The organism is Arcicella sp. GW458-12-2-14-TSB2 (assembly GCF_059423785.1).
Window position 1 is genome coordinate 1 of the sequence record NZ_JBWKYN010000045.1, and the last position, 18,187, is coordinate 18,187.

Sequence of the window (18,187 nt, forward strand, 5' to 3'; positions counted from 1 at the left end):
ACTATATTATGTTTAGCGACAATTTTGTAAATATTTGATTTTCAGTATATTATGTTGTATTTTAATCATGTCAAATTGACACATTTGCCCATAATTTTTTTCAATAAAGTAGATAAATAATACTATGTTTTTGGTTTAAAATAGTAAAGTCTGAAAAATTGGTGAATTATAAGCCCTTCTCTTTAAAAAATTTGGTTTGTATTATAAAAAACAAAATATCCTTTTGTGAAATATTGCTTTTAATGGTTTGAACACTAGAATGAGATAAATAATTAGAATGTAGACAGTCTTTTAATTAAATACAAGATGGTGTGCAAATTCAGCTAACATTTGTATAAATGTCTAACCTTTCTGATTAGCAGGCGACTTAAGGCCTACTAATTACCTACATCTTTTAAAAATTTAAAATGATTATATAATTATTGAAAAATTGGTTAAAATGTGCTTAAATCGCCTTTCAAACCGAGCGTCGGTCGCCTCATGTCACAGCCTGACTAGCTGAAACTCTTATTCCTATCGAGGGACTTAAGTCCCTCGATAGGAATAAATACTTGATTGTCAGTTATTTATATGCTTGTGGGTAATCATTATGCCTTAATTCGCCTGCTAATAGTAAAGGCTTTCGAGCATTCTTTACCTTTACAAACTAGGCTCAATCATTATTACCTCTTCTTTATCGATAATTACTTGCCCTTCGCCCAAATCTCTGGTTTTCCTGACATATTTTTTGGGTGTAACTATCACAGGACAAAGGGTATCAGTTTTGCGTTTTGAATAAAAAGCTGCTAGCCCCGCTGCCTTCTCGATGACATTTACAGGGAAATTCCTGCCAGCCTGTTTACGTACCACTACGTGCGAACCTGCCACGTCACGGGCGTGTAACCACAAATCTTCTTTTCTAGCAAAGCGTTGTGTAAGTAAATCGTTGTTTTTAGCATTTCTGCCTACTAATATTTCATACCCTTCAAATTGATAATATTTAAAAAGTGTTTGAACTGTATCCACTACTTTTTGGGAAGGTTCTAACTGATTAGCCTTTAAATATTTTCTGAATTCTTTTAACGTTTCAAAGCCTTCAATATCCTTAATCTGTTGTTCGATTTCGGTCATATCCATTTCTTTGGCCTCCAGATTCTCCATCAATTTCTCAATTTCGATTTTCTCATTTTTGGACTTTCTGTAATAATTCTCAGCACTCTTTTGCGGACTCAAATCTGGTTTTAGGCGTACCTTAATAGGCTGGTCACGATAAAAATCATACAATTCTATCACTTCCGTTCGCTCAGGAATAGCGTGAAGGTTCGCCATGATGATATTCGCGATTTCATCATGTTTTACGCCTGTATCCAAGCTATTCAACTGTTGATAACACTTATCGATATAAGCTTGTGTCCGTGTTTTTCGCTTCTGGAGTATTTTAATGATTACGCCTTTTTCTTTATCAATTACATTGATTTTGTTGTGGGCATAATAAAAGGCATTACTGACCTCAAGAGGGTCGGTAAAAGTATTGATAATCTCGCCATCTTCTGCAATTAATGATAAAACAGGCTGATAGTCTATCGTTTTTAAGTAATAAGTGGGGTTTTCTAGTTGTGTAGTAATCGCTTGGATTTGTTCCCATGTAACGGCTTCAGGGCTATTTTTGCTTAGAAACTTGGTGATTTCTTTGCCAAAAGTAGGGAAGAGGGTCTTCCAACCTTTTTCCTGAAAAGCTTCAAAGCTTTGATCAATCGGACGGTCTAGTTTATCTATTGCTACATTATTATCAATCACCAGTTTATTCTGAAACAAGTCAATCACTTCGTTCTCTTGAAAGAGGATAATGTTTGAACGATTGCCATACATTTTAAACAGTAATACAAAGTTATTTTCAAAATAAAGGGCAAAAGCACGTTCGTTTTCAAACTGACGGACACTCAACACTTTTAAATTGATGATTTCTTTAAAAAGATTGGCCGAGTTGCGTCCAGCTCTTTTAAAGTCTTTCGGGAAAGCTAAACAAGCAAAATCTGGATGAAGAACAGCTTTAATATAAAAATCTTTTTGGTCACGCCATTGTTTGCCTTCGCTACAAAAGCCTAATAATATTTCGTCTTTTTCTTGGGTAAAACATTCTGCCAGCACTAAACCAGTCAGCTCGGTTGAAAGCTTTTTGGATAATTGACGAAGAAAATAATAATTGGTTTGCATAAAATTATGGAAAGCACAAGGCTTTTTATTGGATAACAAAGGTAATTGATTTACCAATTGTATCGATGAACGGATAAATACGTTAAATAACTTATTATTTAGTTGTAAAACTGAAAAATAAGTTATAGTTTTGATTCATGGAAGAATTGACAAAAACAGAAGAGAAAATCATGCAGGCACTTTGGGAGTTGAAAAGTGCTTTTGTAAAAGATATTATCGAGAAAATGGACGAAGAACCCAAACCTCCATACAATACGATTTCGTCGGTAGTCAGGATACTCGAAAAGAAAGGGTATGTTGGGTATAAAGCTTATGGAAAGACCTACGAATATTTTCCGATAATTGCCAAAGCAGAATATGCCAAAAAGACTTTCAAGAAAATATTGAATAATTATTTCGATAATTCTGCCAGCAGTTTATTATCATTTTTGGTGAAAGAAGAGTCTATTTCTTCGGAAGAACTGGATGTGTTGAAAAGTATTATTGATGGGAAAACGGATAAAATGTCATAATTTTTAAAGCGACAAACGATGAATTATCTAATAGAATCAAGTATCTCGATGATGCTTTTGTATGGATTGTATTTCTTTGTTTTCAGAAGTTTCACCTTTATACGGTTGAATCGGGTGTATCTATTGCTGAGCTTAATATTTAGTTTGCTGATTCCGACGCTTACATGGCAAGTGCCAATAACTGGTTTGGGTTCTACGTCAATTACTACGGGGCTTTACAGCTTTGATAACTACAAAGCATTTGGCAATATTCCTTTAAATAACCATACGCATGAGGTGTTCAACAGTTTTGATTGGTTTGCCATCATTCAGTGGGTATATGTCATTGGTTTTGTATTGATGATAGCTCGCCTAGTTATCTTGATTTATAGAATATTTACGATCAATAGAATTCCCTCTAAACCCTATATTGCCAATACAGGCAAGTTGGCGAATGCCTCGTTTTTTAACCTAATTTTTATTGATGATAGCCAGTTAGAAGCGCATGAAGTAGAACAAATTCTAACGCACGAACGCTGGCATATTAGGCTGTTTCATTCTTATGATTTACTTTTTGTCGAACTCCTAAAAGCGATTTATTGGTTCAATCCAATTGTTTGGTTATACCAACGTTCACTGACAGAAGTACATGAATATGAAGTTGATAGCAGGATGATAGAACAGTATAACTCTCAAGACTATGCACATTTATTGCTAAAATTGGCTGGTTTACATACTCAACCGATGATGTTCCATCAGTTTAGCCGTAAACCACTTTCAGCACGCATTCATTTTTTATTCACTAAACAAAAATCAATACCTATGAAAAAGTACGCATATTTGTCTGTATTGCCCCTCGTTGGAGTGCTTATCATGGCATTCTCTTTCGAGAAACAAAGTGAGGAGGTTGGGAAGAATCTTGATACTGGCTTGAAAGTTAGTGAAAATAGTTATTTCAAGGCATATCCAGAAATTAAGGTTTTTGAAAACAAATCTATCATGACGCTTACTACCAGTGAAAAAAATGATAGAATAGGCATAACCTTAAACCCTAACAAAATTACGCCTGAATTAATTAATGGGGCTGTGGCGAATTATTTTAAAGAGTACGGGTTTGAATTAAAAGCGGTTGATGCTCAATATAATAATTCCCAAAAATTGATGAAATTAGAAATCATCCTTGAAGAAACGCAGGAAAATAAAAAGAGTAGAGATATCAGCAAGAATATCATGTCTGCTTTACCAACACGCTTTAGTTTTAACCTGTCGGAAATGATTAATAAAAACCCCAAAGATTTGGATGCTTTGATTACGATTTTTGCGGATAAAACTACAGGCGAACATTTTGTTGTCCCTTTGGCGCCGCCAACATTACCAGACGTAACTCCGTACAATTTGTACCAAGAGCAACTGCAAAAAACAAGGATTAAAAAGTTTTTGACACCATCATTCACTCCCTTCATTTATAGTAAGGAGAATGGCTGTTAATCTTTAGAAACAAAATACGCTTTTGATTATCAATCTTATCAGGACAAGTCTTACCAAAGGCTTGTCCTGATTTTTTTAGTGTACCAGATAGCCAAATCATTTATCCTTAGCGAGGTACTTAAGTACCTCGCTAAGGATAAGAGTCTGAACTTCATCATAACCTTTTATTTTACTAATCTACTCTATAACATTTTTTACCGCTCTCCAAATTAAAATACCATTCTTCCTAAGTATTTTCTTATTGCAAAAATCCAGAATATCTTTGATGGACAAACCAAAATAACATTTCACGATTTTTATAATCGTTATCAAAGACAATGACGCCCTTACGCAAAAGTTCATTTATTCGCAAAGTCAAAGATATAACCGTCGGAAGTACTTTGGCCTTAGCTGTGTTGGGTAATACCGTGATGCTACAAAGCTGTGGAAGTTCTAATGAGGAGGATGAAGGCGACTACGAAGAAGTGGAAGTTTATACAAAAGGAGTAAAAACTTATATTACTGAGACTTCTAAAGGTGAATTCAAAATTACGGATGAAGTAGAAGTGCCTGCCGATAGTTCCGTGGCTATTGTTACGTATTTGGATGGCAAAAAAGATACACTTTCACCCCGAGCAGTAAAGGCATTGATTGATAATGAAATTGCTACTAATCAAGCAAATGTGGGACATACTAATAATCTATCGAATGCTTTATTATATGGTGGAATGGGCTATTTATTAGCCAAAACGTTGAGCCCGACGTACACTAACTATCGCCCAGATATGTCGAATGGTTTTAATTCATCAAGTTCATCTTATAGCAGTGCAAACCAAGACAGCTCACGAAGAAGACGCCATGTTGGATATTACGGAGGAGGTTTGGGTCGTTATTATGCCACAGCAAGTGCTTTCCAAAAATCAAATACTATTCATCAGAGCATTGGGAATTCAAGGACAATTACTTCCAGACCAGTATCGGGAAGAAGTGGTTTCTTTCATAGTTCTAGTCATGGGGGGTATCATGGATAAGCTTTAAGCTATGAGTAGTGAGCTTTAAGCTGTCAGCTTTTTCCCACTCTTCAGTCATTTTTAGTGGCATAGATTTTATAATAAATAAGCAATCAGTTATGAGCAGTGAGCTTTGAGCTTTTTATTTTAGCGTATTTAAGCTATGAGTAGTGAGCTTTGAGCTTTTTAATTACATTGTAATGTATAAATTTCCCGTATTCAATAAAGAAGCTGATAGCTCAAAGCTGATGACTCATAGCTTTATCGCATATTAAATTTCCCGTATTCAATAAATAAGCTGATAGCTCAAAGCTGACGACTCTCAGCTTTATAGCATATTAAATTTTACGTATTCAATAAAGAAGCTGATAACTCAAAGCTAACGACTCAAAGCTGTTAGCTTATAGCTATTAACAATGAAGCTCAAAAAATTAAATATTTCACCTACGCGTACCTTGCAAAATGCTGGTTGGGAATGGATGCTTGGCGAAAGTACGCTTCCATATATTACGGATGAAATGATTGTCGTTTCAGAAAAAGAAGCAGAAAACTACTATGATGCGGTGATGCAATTGTACGAAATGTATATTGAAGCAGCACAGCATGTGGTTGAAAATGAGCTTTTTAAAGAAATAGGCATTCCCGAAAACCTAATCAAGCTAGTGAAATACTCTTGGGAAAACGATAACCATTGGCATATCTACGGGCGGTTTGATTTGAGCGGAGGTTTGGATGGCAATCCCATCAAACTAATAGAATTTAATGCCGATACTGCTACTTGTATTCCAGAAACTGCCATTGTACAGTGGGCTTCTTTAAAGGCGAATGGACTAGATGAAAGCTCGCAATTTAATACCCTCTATGAATCTTTGATTGAACAATTCAAAGAACTAAAACGCCAAAATCCTGTCTTGACGCCTTCATTGTTGATTTCAACGATGGAAGGTTTCCCCGAAGACGATACCAATATGCAAGTATTGGGAGAAGCAGCTATGGAAGCAGGTTTTGAAATAGCCTATGAGAAAATCGAAAATGTAGAGTTTTCGCCGATTGATGGTATCTTTCAGCAAAATAAAGGAAATGGGAGTTTTACAAAATATGATTTCTGGTTTAAGCTAGTTCCGTGGGAATATATAGGCTGGGACGAACCCGAATTGGCTGATATCCTCACTAAAATAGTGTATGACAACAAAGCCATTGTATTGAATCCTGCTTATACATTATTGTTTCAGTCGAAAGGACTATTGCGTATTTTATGGGAATTATTTCCCAACCATCCGTTGTTATTGGAAACAGATAGCAAACCTTTGGCTAATAAAACCTCTGTACAAAAAGTGCTTTTTGGGCGAGAAGGAGCCAATGTAAAAATACTTTCGGCAGCAGGTGAAACAATTGATGCAAAAGACGGAGAATATTTTGAACAAGCTGCCGTTTATCAAGAATATACCCAATTTCTAAGCGACCATACTGGGAATTATTACCAAGCAGGTGTTTTTTTTGCTGGCGAAGCATGTGGTTTAGGTTTTAGAAAAGGTGGAAAAATCATCGACAATACAGCCCAATTTTGTGGGCACATTGTTGTATAAATATTATTAATATGCCCATTATTCAAACGTCTTACAGAACTTCACATATCTGGAAGGATGCTCATTTTTCAACAATTTATCCAAGTACACTCAGAAAAGTAACTGGAATTGAATACGACCGCGAACGATTAGAACTATGGGATGGCGACTTTCTGGACTTAGATTGGTCGAAAGCAGGAAAAACCACTAAAAAAGTAAAAACAAAAAAGAAGGCTATAGCAGCAGTAGAGGAACAAAGTAACGTACAGCCTAGTAAATCGTTGGCGATACTATCACACGGTTTTTTAGGCAATACTACTCGCCCTTATTTATTAGGAGGTGTAAAAGCATTTAATTCTATTGGTTGGGATGTGTTGGCTTGGAACCACCGAGGACTAAGCGGAGAAAAAAATCGACTAGAGCGCATGACTATCCACGGGAGTAGTGATGAACTAGAAGCTGTAGTAAACCATGCTTTAGCCAAAGGTATTTACGAAGAAATTGTATTGGTAGGCTATAGCAAAGGAGCGAATATTGCGCTGAAATATGCAGGAGAGAAAGGGGAGGGGATTTCTGATAAAATCAAGAAAGTAGTTGCTATATCTTGCCCAACTGATTTGCAGGGAAGCATCGTAGCGATGGGAAAAGCAGGCTTTTATGCCGAAAGGTTTAAAGTGAAATTGCTGAAATTTTTGAAAAATAGATGGGAGTTGATTGATAGTCAGATATTTAAAGAATTTGAAAAATATAAATATTTAGAAGACTTTACTAATAATTATATAGCACCCTTGCATGGTATGAAAGATGCGGAGGAGTATTACGAGCAATGTGCTGCGATGCCTTATGTAGATAAAATAAGGGTGCCTTCGTTTATCCTGAATGCCAAGAATGACCCTGTATTATCTGAAAGCTGTGCGATGCTAGACCTTGCCAAGCATTCAGATTATATCTTCTCTGAATATCCAAATTATGGCGGACATTGTGGCTTTTACCTATCCAATGCCGATGATTTGTATTATGGTGATAAACGGATGTTGGAATTTGTGGAGGGTAAGATTGTGATGTAATGGCTTTCGGTAGTCGGCTTTCGGCTGTCAGGTACAGACGGGAGGCTTTGATTTTTATCTATAAGTAAGTCGGCTTTCCGCTGAAAGCCGAAGACCGAAAGCAGAAAGCCTACAGCCCTCTAAACCTTACAAATCCAAACACTTCCCCAGCTTTAAAAACTTGTTTATCTGCTGGTAATTCCACAAAACCATCACAATCGGTTAAGTTAGCGAAGTCGGCAGAGCCACTGCCTTCAAAAGGCGTAGCCAGCATTTTACCTGCTTCAAAATACGTTTTTACAGGTACAAAGTAGCTTAAATCAGGCTTGAAGACAATATCTTTATCCAATATTACTTCCTCACTTTTTATGTCTTCTTTAAGTGTAGGCAATACATATTTACAAAAGCATAAAAAAGTAGAAACAGGATTGCCAGGCAAGGCAAAAACGATTTTTCCTTCTTGGGTTTTGCCAAACCACATGGGCTTGCCTGGTTTTTGAGCTACTTTATGAAATAGCTTTTCAAGTCCTAAATCAGCTAAAATAGCAGGAACATAGTCTTTTTTTCCAGCCGAAACTCCTCCGCTCAGTAAGAGAATATCGTGTGAAGCAATGATTTCTTGTAGTTTTTGATAGAGTATTGCTTCTTCATCAATCAAATGAAAAGTAGAAGCCTCAATCCCGATTTGCTGTAAAGCGGCCGCTAACATAAAAGCATTAGAGCTACGGATTTGATAAGGTAAAGGCGAAACATCAATATCAACTAATTCATCTCCTGTGGAAATAATAGCAATTTTTGGCGTGCTATTTACCTTTACAACGCTTTTCCCGACGGTAGCCATTACAGCTATTTCAGCAGGCCTGATTTTTATGCCTTTTTGCAACAAAATATCATTCGCTTTTCGGTCAGAACCTTGTAGATGCACATTTTGTCCTTTTCTGATTTCTTCTTTAACAATCGTTATTGAAGCTACCTTCATGTCATTAATTGACTCAATATTAATGTCTTCATAACGCAGCACGGTGTCACAACCTAACGGCAAAATTGCTCCTGTCATTACTTCAATGCCCTTTGTGTTATCTTGTAATACTTTTTGAGCTTCGCCTGCAAACTGAATATTTTCAATGATTATCTTTTGAAAATCTACTTCATCGAAACAAAAAGCTAAACCATCCATTGCCACTCTATTGAAGGGTGGGAAATCGCGGTCAGCAAGAATATCTTCGGCTAATGTCCTGCCAACGGATGATAACAACGGGACTGCTGAAACCGTGGTTTGGTAGGGGTTAGACATCACGATGTTAAGGGCTTCTGCTACTGAAATCATAAATATTTTTGAGATTTTGGTCGAAACTGTATTTCAACTAAATGTAGGGAATCAAGATTAGATATTTACCTTTGTGCAAAAATAAACAGGATTCCGTTGGGAATGGTTTATTCTTTTGAATTTGTTCAAAACGAATTTCTTGATCAACAATATATGAAAACCTTTACTCATTTAGATGCCGACAATCAACCTGCAATGGTTGATGTTTCTGAAAAAGCTATTACCAAGCGTACTGCTACGGCACAAAGCATCGTGGTATTGACGGACGAAATAATGGCTAACTTCCAAGACGGCGACTTGAAAACTAAAAAAGGTTCTGTCATCCAAACGGCTATTATTGCTGGAACAATGGGTGCCAAAAAGACGTCTGAGTTGATTCCACTTTGTCACCCATTAGGGCTGGATTCATGTAAGTTTACTACAGAAATAGCTGGCAATGAAGTAATTATTACCTGTACTTGTTCACTAACAGCTAAAACTGGGGTAGAAATGGAGGCTTTGACAGGTGCAAGCATTGCTGCCTTGACGATTTATGATATGTGCAAGGCTTTCTCGCATGATATTGTTATTAAAGAAACAAAACTGATTTTAAAGACTGGGGGGAAGAGTGATTATAAGGTGTAGGCTGTCAGCCTTCGGATTTCGGTCATCGGTTGGTACTCATGGCATGACTTTAAGTCATGCCATGAGTAAGTCAACCCCAACGACGCAATCTATAGCGAGGGACTTAAGTCCCTCGTTATAGATTGGATAAATAATAAAAATGCTTTCCCCAAATGCCATTAAACAGTAAAACAAACATAAAAGGATTAATTCTCTCTGGCGGGCTGAGTAGCCGAATGGGAACAGAAAAGCGTCTTCTGAACTATCATGGCAAAACTCAGGAGCAATATTTGTATGATTTGATGAAGCCTTTTTGTGATGAAGTATTCGTATCAATCAACGAAAATCAGCAAACTACTTTGCCTGCGATTCAGGATGTACCAGAGATTAATGTGAAGAGTCCGATTGTGGGTATTTTTTCTGCTTTTCAACAATTCCCTGACTCAGCATGGCTAGTAATTGCTTGCGATATGCCTTTGGTAAATCAGGAAACGATTACTTTCTTATTAGAAAACCGTAATGCTGAAAAGTACGCAACGGCTTTTGAAAACCCTGAAGAGCATTTTCCAGAACCTTTACTGACAATTTTTGAACCTAGGTTTTATCAACCGTTACAAGAGTTTCTCAAACAAGGTAAAAAAGCTACAATGCGACTTTTACAAAGTTTAGACATAGCGTTATTACAAGTACCAGACGTACAAATGTTAAAAAATGTCAATACAACAGAAGAGTATAATAGCTTTAAACTTTAAGCTGTCAGCTATGAGCAGTGAGCTTTGAGCCATGAGCAGTCGGTTATGAGGAACCAACAAGTAGCAATAAGCCATGAATATTTAATTTAGCATAAAAAAACAAATTTCATAGCTGTCAGCTATAAGCTGTAAGCTTTTCTACTTTAAAATACTTATTGCTGACAGCTCAAGGCTCACAGCTATCAACAGCTATACACAAATGAACATACAACCCAAACATAAAACACTCATCATCATGGTAGGCCCTACGGCTGTTGGCAAAACAGACCTTTGTGTAAAACTGGCTAAGGAACTCGATACAGAAGTAGTTTCCGCAGACTCTCGTCAGTTTTATCGTGAATTAGCTATTGGAACAGCCAAGCCAACTATTGAAGAAATGGACGGCGTACCTCATCATTTTGTAGATTCTCATTCTATCCATGATTATTATTCTGTGGGTGATTTTGAACGAGATTGTTTGAAGGTTTTGGAAGAAATCTTTACTCGAAAAGATACTGCCATTCTTACCGGAGGTTCGGGGATGTTTATAAAAATGATTACAGACGGAATAGATGAAATGCCTGAGGCGGATTTACAGATACGTCAGCAACTAGCCGAACGTTTTGAAAAAGAAGGATTGGGTTTATTAAAAGAAGAATTGCGCGCCCTAGACCCTGTATATTTTGAGCAAGTAGACGACCAAAATACGCAAAGAGTATTAAGGGCTTTGGAGGTATGCATGGCTACGGGAAAACCTTTTTCGAGTTTTAGGAAGAATCAGAAGGCAGAACGCCCTTTCAAAATGCTAAAAATAGCATTAGAACGACCACGAGAGGAACTCTATACCAGAATAGATACACGGATGGATTTGATGTTAGGGGCGGGCTTGGAAGCAGAAGCAAAAGCCGTTATGGATTATCGCGAACATTATGCCCTAAAAACAGTAGGTTATCGGGAAATCTACGAGCATCTGGATGGCAATTATGACCGTGAAGAGATGGTAAGGTTACTCAAAAGAAATTCAAGGCGATATGCTAAAAGGCAAATGACATGGTTTAAGAACCAAGACGAATTTCATTGGTTTGATGCCAAGAATGTAGCAGAGATTATGGATTTTGTGGCGAACTCCCTAAAGTGAAAAAATCAGAGTTAGGTTTCATAAGAGTTAAAAACAAATGTAGCGAAACCTAAAAGGCTTCGCTACAAATCATCCTTAAACCAAAACTAAATAGATAATGTGTTCTAAAAAATGCCAAAACATGGCAAATGTTGGCTTTCGCCTGATAATATTATTGTTAGTCTTCGCGTCTGAACGCTAGGAGTAAAAATCTACTTCCGATACTTAATAAACGACTTTCTTTTTCAGTTATTGTTTTTTTTTGAATTTCTGGAACAATATTTTTAGATTTTCCTTCTTTTCTTTCCACTTTCTTTCCCGACAACAAATTATGTGGAAACCCAATGGCTAATGTGTTATTAGACAGAGCGGTAACCATAAATAATGTAAGAGCAATAGTAAAAGATTTCATCGTTATGATAGCTTTAAATGTTCTATATATGTGTCGCAAGAGTGGCTTTTTAATTACAATACAAAGTTAAGTGTTTTGTTAGGTACTATGCAATACATAATACCTTAAATTTTGTTAAAATCTATATAAATGGTTAAGAAAACGGATGAATGGAGTTAGGTTTGTCTATAAGATGAAGAAAAAGTATAAAACGTTGCAGCTAAAATATTTTTTTTGAAATTTTTAATATTTTTTTTTCTCATAAAAATACCATGCTTGCTAATTTTAGCATGGCCTAAAATTTTTTAGACTTGGAATAGTAATATTTTTATCGATACTATACGTATATTGTTAAGGGTTATTTTGTTTGCAAATTAGAATAATTGGGCATAGATTTCGGAAAAATCACTATTTGTTAAGTTTATATCTAGGTTATATCATTCTTAGAAAAATTAAATAAATCAGCCTGAGAAAGGTTGGGGTTTTCATCATGCAAACTATTTTAGAAAAATTAGCGATTAAACCAATCAATTTTGGAACGAGCACGGGCTTAAACGCTTGGGCGTCGGAAGGAGAGTTGCTTAGTTCTTTTTCGCCTGTGGATAATCAATTAATTGCGAAGGTTACACAAACTACCTTTGAAGATTATCAACAAGTGATTATAACTGCCAAGTCTGCTTTCAAAACATGGCGGAATATTCCTGCACCCCGACGGGGCGAGATTGTTAGACAAATGGGAGAGGCTTTTAGAGTCAACAAAGCTGAGCTTGGGAAATTAGTTTCTTATGAAATGGGCAAAAGTCTTCAAGAAGGCTTAGGGGAAGTACAGGAAATTATAGACATCTGCGATTTTGCGGTGGGACTTTCCAGACAACTATACGGACTTACGATGCACTCTGAACGCCCCGAACATAGAATGTATGAACAATATCATCCTTTGGGTATCGTTGGCATTATTTCAGCCTTTAATTTTCCAGTAGCTGTTTGGTCGTGGAATGCGATGCTGGCATGGGTTTGTGGAGATGTTTGTGTGTGGAAGCCTTCGGAGAAAACGCCTTTAACTGCCATTGCTTGCCAAAATATCATTACTGAAGTATTAAGGGAGAATGAAATACCCGAAGGTGTATCGAGCATTATTACAGGCAACTATCAAGTAGGCGAGTGGCTGACTGCCGATACGCGTATTCCTTTGATTTCAGCCACAGGCTCTACCAGAATGGGGAAAATAGTAGGGGCTACCGTTGCTACTAGAATGGGGAAAAGCTTGTTAGAATTAGGGGGCAACAATGCCATCATCATTACCCCAAATGCTGATTTATCGATTGCCATTCCCGCAGTAGTTTTTGGGGCAGTTGGCACGGCTGGGCAACGTTGTACTTCTACCAGAAGGTTAATCATTCATGAGTCTATTTATGAAACCGTTAAAGAACGTTTAGTAAAAGCATACAAACAGTTAAGGATTGGAAATCCTTTAGATGAAAACAACCATGTTGGTCCGTTAATAGATACTAAGGCAGTAGAAGCCTATCAGTCGGCTATTGAAGCCGTAAAGCAGGAAGGGGGAACTATGTTAGTACCTTCAGAGGTTTTATATGGTGAAGGATATGAGTCTGGCTGTTATGTAAAGCCATGCATTGCGGAAGTGAAACCTGATTTCAGGATTGTAAAGCATGAAACTTTCGCGCCGATTTTGTACCTTATGTCATATTCTACGGTAGAGGAAGCCATTGTTATACAGAACGATGTGCCACAGGGTTTATCATCTTCAATTTTTACCTTGGATATGCGAGAAGCAGAGTTGTTTTTATCTGTCAATGGTTCAGATTGTGGTATAGCCAATGTCAATATTGGTACTTCTGGTGCAGAAATAGGGGGCGCTTTTGGTGGAGAAAAAGAAACAGGTGGAGGAAGAGAGTCGGGTTCGGATGCGTGGAAAGCCTATATGAGGCGACAAACCAATACCATCAACTATGGTAAACAGTTGCCTTTGGCTCAAGGAATTAAATTTAATATAGAGGGAGATAGTTAGTGATTGAGTTGTGATTTAGTGATTGTTTTTAGTTGTGAATTGTGAGTTAGTGAATTTTATAGTTGTGGGTTAGTGAATTGTGAGTGGTGGATTAGTTTGTTGATTTATCACAATGAGTTTAAACTACTTGTCAATCTATTAGCAAAACATAGTCTCTCAAATTCACATTTTGACCTATTACATGATGACCATTAACAAACACTAACTCACAATTCACTAACCCACAACTATAAAATTCACTAACTCATAACTCACTCATTCACAATTCACTCAATCACAATTAATTCGCTCAAAATCATTTAAAAATATGAAAACGCAAGAAACAATCACAAAATCTTTGATGGAGAAGCTCTGGGAGGGCTACTACAAAAGAGTAACTTATGCAAAACAATATGCAGATTTGGTGTTATCAAAAGGAGGGAATGTTGTAAATGACCACTGTGCTTTTAGAACATTTAATACCCTTACGGGCAAACAACCTGCTGGTATTATGGCTATTGCAGAAATATTAGAAGCTTTGGGTTATGAAAAAGTATCGCCTTATTCTTTTCCTTCAAAACATCTAAATTCTGTTCATTATCAACATCCGACAAACATCAATTTTCCAAAATTCTTTGTAACGCAACTAGAAGTAGCGGAACTTTCTGAACCAGTGCAGGTATTGATTAATGAAGCCGTAAAAGACACGCCCGATTTATTGGCTGGTGAAGCACGTCAATTGTTAGCGTCCTTGAAGCACAATAAAGAATTGATAACTGCCGAAGCCGACCGTTTGGTAGAGATGCTCGTGAAATACTTTGTTCGTCCTTGGGGACCAGTGAAAAAGGAAACGGTATTAACTGTTAACCAAGAGTCTCAGTTTGCCGCTTGGACACTCTTGCATGGCAATTCGGTAAACCATTTTACGGCTTATATCAATCATCAAAATATACCAGAATGGAGTGGCATTGAAGCAACGATGTCTGCTTTATATGGCATTGGCGTGCCTATTAAAAAGACTATTGAGGGAGATAAAGGAAGCAAATTACGCCAAAGCTCAACCGAAGCCATTGATGAAGACTGCGAAGTAATAGAAGCGGACGGAAGTATCGGAACACTCCGTTGGTCTTATGCTTACTATGAATTAGCAGAAAGAAATTATATGGACAATGACGGTAAAAAGATTTGGTTTGACGGTTTTTTAGGGGAACAAGCTACTAATCTTTTTGAAATTACTAAACGATAGCACTAGCTGATAGTTGAATGTGCCATTAGTGAAAAGCAATCTTCCCACATTGGTGGCGGCCGATGTGTGGAAGGTTGCATAATAAAATTCTTCTCCCAGATAGTAATAACTCTTTCTATTAGTTGGTGACTTAAGTCACCAACTAATAGAAAATGATTTTGAAGAGTATTCTCAAAAAAAAGCTCAGCAAAATAAGGATTAAACCACCCTGCTTTTTATACAAGCAGCGCTGGATAGGTATTGCGTAGAAAAACAATAATCATCAACCAATTAATCACACTAAATGCTCTTCAAAGGCTACCCTCTCTATGCGAAAGGGGCTAAGGTTGAGTTTACAAATATGAAAAATATCTTAGTAATCGGCATGGGCAAGGTAGGCTCATTGGTAGGAATCCTATTGTCTAAACGTTTTGAAGTAAAGGGTTTAGATAAGCACCAACCCTCCGCAAACGTCCCTTTTGAAGTAATAAAAGGAGATGTGACAGACGTCGCTTTTCTGGAAAATATCATCCCTTATTATGATGCAGTGGTATCGTGTATGCCTTATAATCTGAATTTGACGATAGCCCAAACTGCCCATAAAAATGGTAAACATTATTTTGACTTAACTGAAGATGTGCCTACTACCAGTGCCATTCGTATCATGGCATCACAAGGTAGTTCCGCTGTTTTAGCACCTCAATGTGGACTAGCACCGGGGCTAATAGGCATCGTTGGGGCAGATTTAGCCAAGCGGTTTACCAAACTTAGAGATATAGAACTGAGGGTAGGAGCATTGCCAAAATACCCCAACGGACTGCTTGGATACTCTTTTACGTGGTCGCCTGCGGGGGTAATCAACGAATACATCAATGACTGTGAGGTAATCCATAATGGAAAACTGAAATTAGTATCTGCACTAGACGGCCTCGAAACCATCAATATAGAAGGCAATGAATTTGAAGCTTTTAGTACTTCTGGAGGACTAGGCACGATGTGTGAAACCTTTGAAGGGAAAGTTGACACCCTCAATTACAAAACCATTCGTTATCCCGGTCATGGTAAATTGATGAAGTTTTTGTTGTATGAATTAATCCTAAAAAATCGTAGAGAATTGTTGGAAGAAATTCTGACAGAAGCCAAACCGCCCGTACAAGAAGATGTAGTGTACGTATATGCTGTAGTGGAAGGTTGGAAAAACGGCATCATCGAACGGGAAGAATTTTATAAAGCCTACTCTCCTATATTAATTGATGGCAAGCCCTGGCGCGCTATTTCATGGACTACGGCGGCATCAATCGTTAGTGTGATTGAAATGGTAGCGGATAAAACATTACCCCAACAGGGATTTATCAAACAAGAAGACATTAACTTTAGTGATTTCCTAGCGACCACTACGGGGCGTTTTTTCCTATAAATATACTATCTTCAAATACTTGGTTTTCAGTTGACTATTCTATTATGTGTATAGTCAATTGAAAACTTTTTTTATTTTTGTGTGCTAAACAGCTATTCATTGCTTTACTTTGTTTTTCTGCACATCTAAAAGATTTCTTCAAAACACACCAATCTCATTTATTTATACATTTCTTCCTACAGACTCAATTAAAAAATTGCTTAAAAAACCATTATTAAAATGAACATTTTTGCTCGTGGTACAGTGCCTGATGATAAGATTTTATCGGGAATTTTGGGTGATTCAGTGCTGAAAAGAGCTACTGAAAATAAGTTGTATGAGCAGTTCGCTTATTTAATCAAAGATGCTACTTTCAAGCACCAACTCACGGAAGATGATGCAGCCAGTTTATACGCTGATGCTATCCTAGTAATTATTGAACATATCCAGAAAAAACGTTTCGAAGGTAAATCTTCTTTAAAAACCTATCTTTTTCAAATTTTTTCAAACAAATGTGTTGACTTTATTCGAAAAGCTTCGACTAACAAGATGAGCGTCTATAAAACAGAGTCAATTGATGACTTGTTGATAGGAGTTCCAGATGAAACCAGCAACATTTTACAAGAAATGATTTCTGAAAACGAAGTAAATGTTCTAAAAACCAAGATTAAACAAATAGGTGAAAAATGTCAAGAAATGATGATGTCTTGGAGCGAAGGGCTGTCGGATGAAAAAATAGCTGTCGAAATGGGTTATCAATCGGCAGGCGTAGTAAAAACTAGTCGACTAAGATGTCTGGAAAAACTAAGAGCCTTGTATAAATAAGGTTAAACCGTATATAATTTATTCCTTGACAGCTACTAAAGCTAAAAGCCATTAATCATTTGTAAAAATTGAACCAAAATGTTAGAAAGAATAGAATCATATTTTAACCATACGCTAAGCGAAGAGGAGCGTCAATTGTTTGAAAAACAGCTGGCAACCGATAAAGAACTCGCTGACGAAGTAGCATTTTACTTAAATACTAAAATTGCTGCTCGCGAAAATGCTAAAGAAAAACGCAAGCTAGCTTTTGAAGAACTAAGGAAAAATTTATCGACGACTAAAAAGATAGGTTTCAATCCTTGGATGATGGGCATTGCGGCCTCCATCTTTATTGCCTTGATTACATGGGTATTAGTTCAAAATAATACGGGTAACCCAGCAGAAATTGCCGATGGATATATCCAAGAACAATTCGATAGCCTGCCAGTTAAAATGGATGGCAATGCCGATAGCTTGCAAATGGGAGTAAGGTTTTTTAATAAAAAAGACTATTCAGATGCCAAGTTGATTTTTGATGACCTATTAGTTCGCAAACCCGATGCCCCTGAAATACTAAGGGTAGCAGGAATTACCGAATTGAAATTAGAACATTATGCAAAAGCCGCTGAACACTTTCATGAATTAGGCACCCAGACCAACTTGTTTGCTAATCCGGGCAAATTTTATGAAGCCTTAGCCTTGATGAAAGTAGCACCTTTTGATAAAAAAGCTGTTGAAGGGTTATTAAACGAAGTAGTGAATAACGATTTGGAAGGGAAAGAAAAAGCAATAGAAATACTGAAACAATTATAA

The 18,187-nt window shown here is 36.9% G+C and carries 16 protein-coding genes; 13 read left to right on the forward strand and 3 right to left on the reverse strand.

Going from position 1 to position 18,187, the window contains the following annotated elements:
• Nucleotides 1-639: 639 nt before the first annotated feature.
• Entirely contained in the window at nucleotides 640-2,193 is a 1,554-nt protein-coding gene (locus tag AC07XN_RS08715) for an NFACT RNA binding domain-containing protein (protein WP_494742754.1), read from the reverse strand.
• Nucleotides 2,194-2,330: 137 nt separating this feature from the next.
• Between AC07XN_RS08715 and AC07XN_RS08720 the strand changes: the two genes are divergently transcribed.
• The 5 genes from AC07XN_RS08720 (at nucleotide 2,331) to AC07XN_RS08740 (ending at nucleotide 7,793) form a co-directional block, all read left to right on the forward strand.
• Nucleotides 2,331-2,705 (forward strand): BlaI/MecI/CopY family transcriptional regulator, encoded by a 375-nt coding sequence (locus AC07XN_RS08720; protein WP_309923365.1) that lies wholly within the window; start codon nucleotides 2,331-2,333, stop codon nucleotides 2,703-2,705.
• An 18-nt stretch (nucleotides 2,706-2,723) separates the two neighbouring features.
• Nucleotides 2,724-4,172: a M56 family metallopeptidase gene (locus AC07XN_RS08725; RefSeq protein ID WP_494742755.1), complete on the forward strand. Its 1,449-nt coding sequence runs from the start codon at nucleotides 2,724-2,726 to the stop codon at nucleotides 4,170-4,172.
• Nucleotides 4,173-4,489: 317 nt separating this feature from the next.
• Nucleotides 4,490-5,182 carry a Cj0371 family chemotaxis-regulating polar lipoprotein gene (locus AC07XN_RS08730; RefSeq protein WP_494742756.1) on the forward strand — a complete coding sequence of 231 codons (693 nt, stop codon included), beginning with the start codon at nucleotides 4,490-4,492 and terminating at the stop codon, nucleotides 5,180-5,182.
• A 395-nt stretch (nucleotides 5,183-5,577) separates the two neighbouring features.
• A complete protein-coding gene (locus tag AC07XN_RS08735; RefSeq protein ID WP_494742757.1) occupies nucleotides 5,578-6,747 on the forward strand; it encodes a glutathionylspermidine synthase family protein in 1,170 nt (389 codons plus the stop codon).
• Between the two features lie 11 nt (nucleotides 6,748-6,758).
• A complete protein-coding gene (locus tag AC07XN_RS08740) occupies nucleotides 6,759-7,793 on the forward strand; it encodes a YheT family hydrolase (RefSeq protein WP_494742758.1) in 1,035 nt (344 codons plus the stop codon).
• A gap of 109 nt (nucleotides 7,794-7,902) precedes the next feature.
• Here the strand turns inward: AC07XN_RS08740 and AC07XN_RS08745 are convergent, their stop codons facing one another.
• Nucleotides 7,903-9,099: a molybdopterin molybdotransferase MoeA gene (locus AC07XN_RS08745; protein WP_494742759.1), complete on the reverse strand. Its 1,197-nt coding sequence runs from the start codon at nucleotides 9,097-9,099 to the stop codon at nucleotides 7,903-7,905.
• Between the two features lie 153 nt (nucleotides 9,100-9,252).
• Between AC07XN_RS08745 and moaC the strand changes: the two genes are divergently transcribed.
• The 3 genes from moaC (at nucleotide 9,253) to miaA (ending at nucleotide 11,571) form a co-directional block, all read left to right on the forward strand.
• Nucleotides 9,253-9,723 carry a cyclic pyranopterin monophosphate synthase MoaC gene (gene moaC / locus AC07XN_RS08750; RefSeq protein WP_323252289.1) on the forward strand — a complete coding sequence of 157 codons (471 nt, stop codon included), beginning with the start codon at nucleotides 9,253-9,255 and terminating at the stop codon, nucleotides 9,721-9,723.
• 152 nt (nucleotides 9,724-9,875) lie between these two features.
• Entirely contained in the window at nucleotides 9,876-10,454 is a 579-nt protein-coding gene (gene mobA, locus AC07XN_RS08755) for a molybdenum cofactor guanylyltransferase (protein ID WP_494742760.1), read from the forward strand.
• A gap of 199 nt (nucleotides 10,455-10,653) precedes the next feature.
• Entirely contained in the window at nucleotides 10,654-11,571 is a 918-nt protein-coding gene (miaA, locus tag AC07XN_RS08760; protein ID WP_494742761.1) for a tRNA (adenosine(37)-N6)-dimethylallyltransferase MiaA, read from the forward strand.
• A 157-nt stretch (nucleotides 11,572-11,728) separates the two neighbouring features.
• On the opposite strand, the gene AC07XN_RS08765 is transcribed toward miaA, so the two are convergent.
• Nucleotides 11,729-11,962, reverse strand: coding sequence for a hypothetical protein (locus AC07XN_RS08765; RefSeq protein WP_309923387.1), 234 nt, complete (start codon nucleotides 11,960-11,962; stop codon nucleotides 11,729-11,731).
• Between the two features lie 469 nt (nucleotides 11,963-12,431).
• On the opposite strand from AC07XN_RS08765, the gene amaB reads away from it, so the two are divergent.
• The 5 genes from amaB (at nucleotide 12,432) to AC07XN_RS08790 (ending at nucleotide 18,187) form a co-directional block, all read left to right on the forward strand.
• On the forward strand, nucleotides 12,432-13,970 hold the full coding sequence (gene amaB / locus AC07XN_RS08770; protein ID WP_494742762.1) for an L-piperidine-6-carboxylate dehydrogenase: 1,539 nt from the start codon (nucleotides 12,432-12,434) through the stop codon (nucleotides 13,968-13,970).
• 307 nt (nucleotides 13,971-14,277) lie between these two features.
• Nucleotides 14,278-15,195: a DUF1338 domain-containing protein gene (locus AC07XN_RS08775; protein WP_309923391.1), complete on the forward strand. Its 918-nt coding sequence runs from the start codon at nucleotides 14,278-14,280 to the stop codon at nucleotides 15,193-15,195.
• A 340-nt stretch (nucleotides 15,196-15,535) separates the two neighbouring features.
• On the forward strand, nucleotides 15,536-16,591 hold the full coding sequence (locus AC07XN_RS08780) for a saccharopine dehydrogenase family protein (RefSeq protein ID WP_494742763.1): 1,056 nt from the start codon (nucleotides 15,536-15,538) through the stop codon (nucleotides 16,589-16,591).
• A 219-nt stretch (nucleotides 16,592-16,810) separates the two neighbouring features.
• Nucleotides 16,811-17,395, forward strand: coding sequence for an RNA polymerase sigma factor (locus AC07XN_RS08785; protein ID WP_494742764.1), 585 nt, complete (start codon nucleotides 16,811-16,813; stop codon nucleotides 17,393-17,395).
• A gap of 78 nt (nucleotides 17,396-17,473) precedes the next feature.
• Nucleotides 17,474-18,187 carry a hypothetical protein gene (locus AC07XN_RS08790; RefSeq protein WP_494742765.1) on the forward strand — a complete coding sequence of 238 codons (714 nt, stop codon included), beginning with the start codon at nucleotides 17,474-17,476 and terminating at the stop codon, nucleotides 18,185-18,187.

Bases quoted from the DNA above. Each gene is read 5' to 3' on its own strand.
- AC07XN_RS08715 (WP_494742754.1), bottom strand. From the start codon at position 2,193: ATGCAAACCAATTATTATTTTCTTCGTCAATTATCCAAAAAGCTTTCA.
- AC07XN_RS08720 (WP_309923365.1), top strand. From the start codon at position 2,331: ATGGAAGAATTGACAAAAACAGAAGAGAAAATCATGCAGGCACTTTGG.
- AC07XN_RS08725 (WP_494742755.1), top strand. From the start codon at position 2,724: ATGAATTATCTAATAGAATCAAGTATCTCGATGATGCTTTTGTATGGA.
- AC07XN_RS08730 (WP_494742756.1), top strand. From the start codon at position 4,490: ATGACGCCCTTACGCAAAAGTTCATTTATTCGCAAAGTCAAAGATATA.
- AC07XN_RS08735 (WP_494742757.1), top strand. From the start codon at position 5,578: ATGAAGCTCAAAAAATTAAATATTTCACCTACGCGTACCTTGCAAAAT.
- AC07XN_RS08740 (WP_494742758.1), top strand. From the start codon at position 6,759: ATGCCCATTATTCAAACGTCTTACAGAACTTCACATATCTGGAAGGAT.
- AC07XN_RS08745 (WP_494742759.1), bottom strand. From the start codon at position 9,099: ATGATTTCAGTAGCAGAAGCCCTTAACATCGTGATGTCTAACCCCTAC.
- moaC (WP_323252289.1), top strand. From the start codon at position 9,253: ATGAAAACCTTTACTCATTTAGATGCCGACAATCAACCTGCAATGGTT.
- mobA (WP_494742760.1), top strand. From the start codon at position 9,876: ATGCCATTAAACAGTAAAACAAACATAAAAGGATTAATTCTCTCTGGC.
- miaA (WP_494742761.1), top strand. From the start codon at position 10,654: ATGAACATACAACCCAAACATAAAACACTCATCATCATGGTAGGCCCT.
- AC07XN_RS08765 (WP_309923387.1), bottom strand. From the start codon at position 11,962: ATGAAATCTTTTACTATTGCTCTTACATTATTTATGGTTACCGCTCTG.
- amaB (WP_494742762.1), top strand. From the start codon at position 12,432: ATGCAAACTATTTTAGAAAAATTAGCGATTAAACCAATCAATTTTGGA.
- AC07XN_RS08775 (WP_309923391.1), top strand. From the start codon at position 14,278: ATGAAAACGCAAGAAACAATCACAAAATCTTTGATGGAGAAGCTCTGG.
- AC07XN_RS08780 (WP_494742763.1), top strand. From the start codon at position 15,536: ATGAAAAATATCTTAGTAATCGGCATGGGCAAGGTAGGCTCATTGGTA.
- AC07XN_RS08785 (WP_494742764.1), top strand. From the start codon at position 16,811: ATGAACATTTTTGCTCGTGGTACAGTGCCTGATGATAAGATTTTATCG.
- AC07XN_RS08790 (WP_494742765.1), top strand. From the start codon at position 17,474: ATGTTAGAAAGAATAGAATCATATTTTAACCATACGCTAAGCGAAGAG.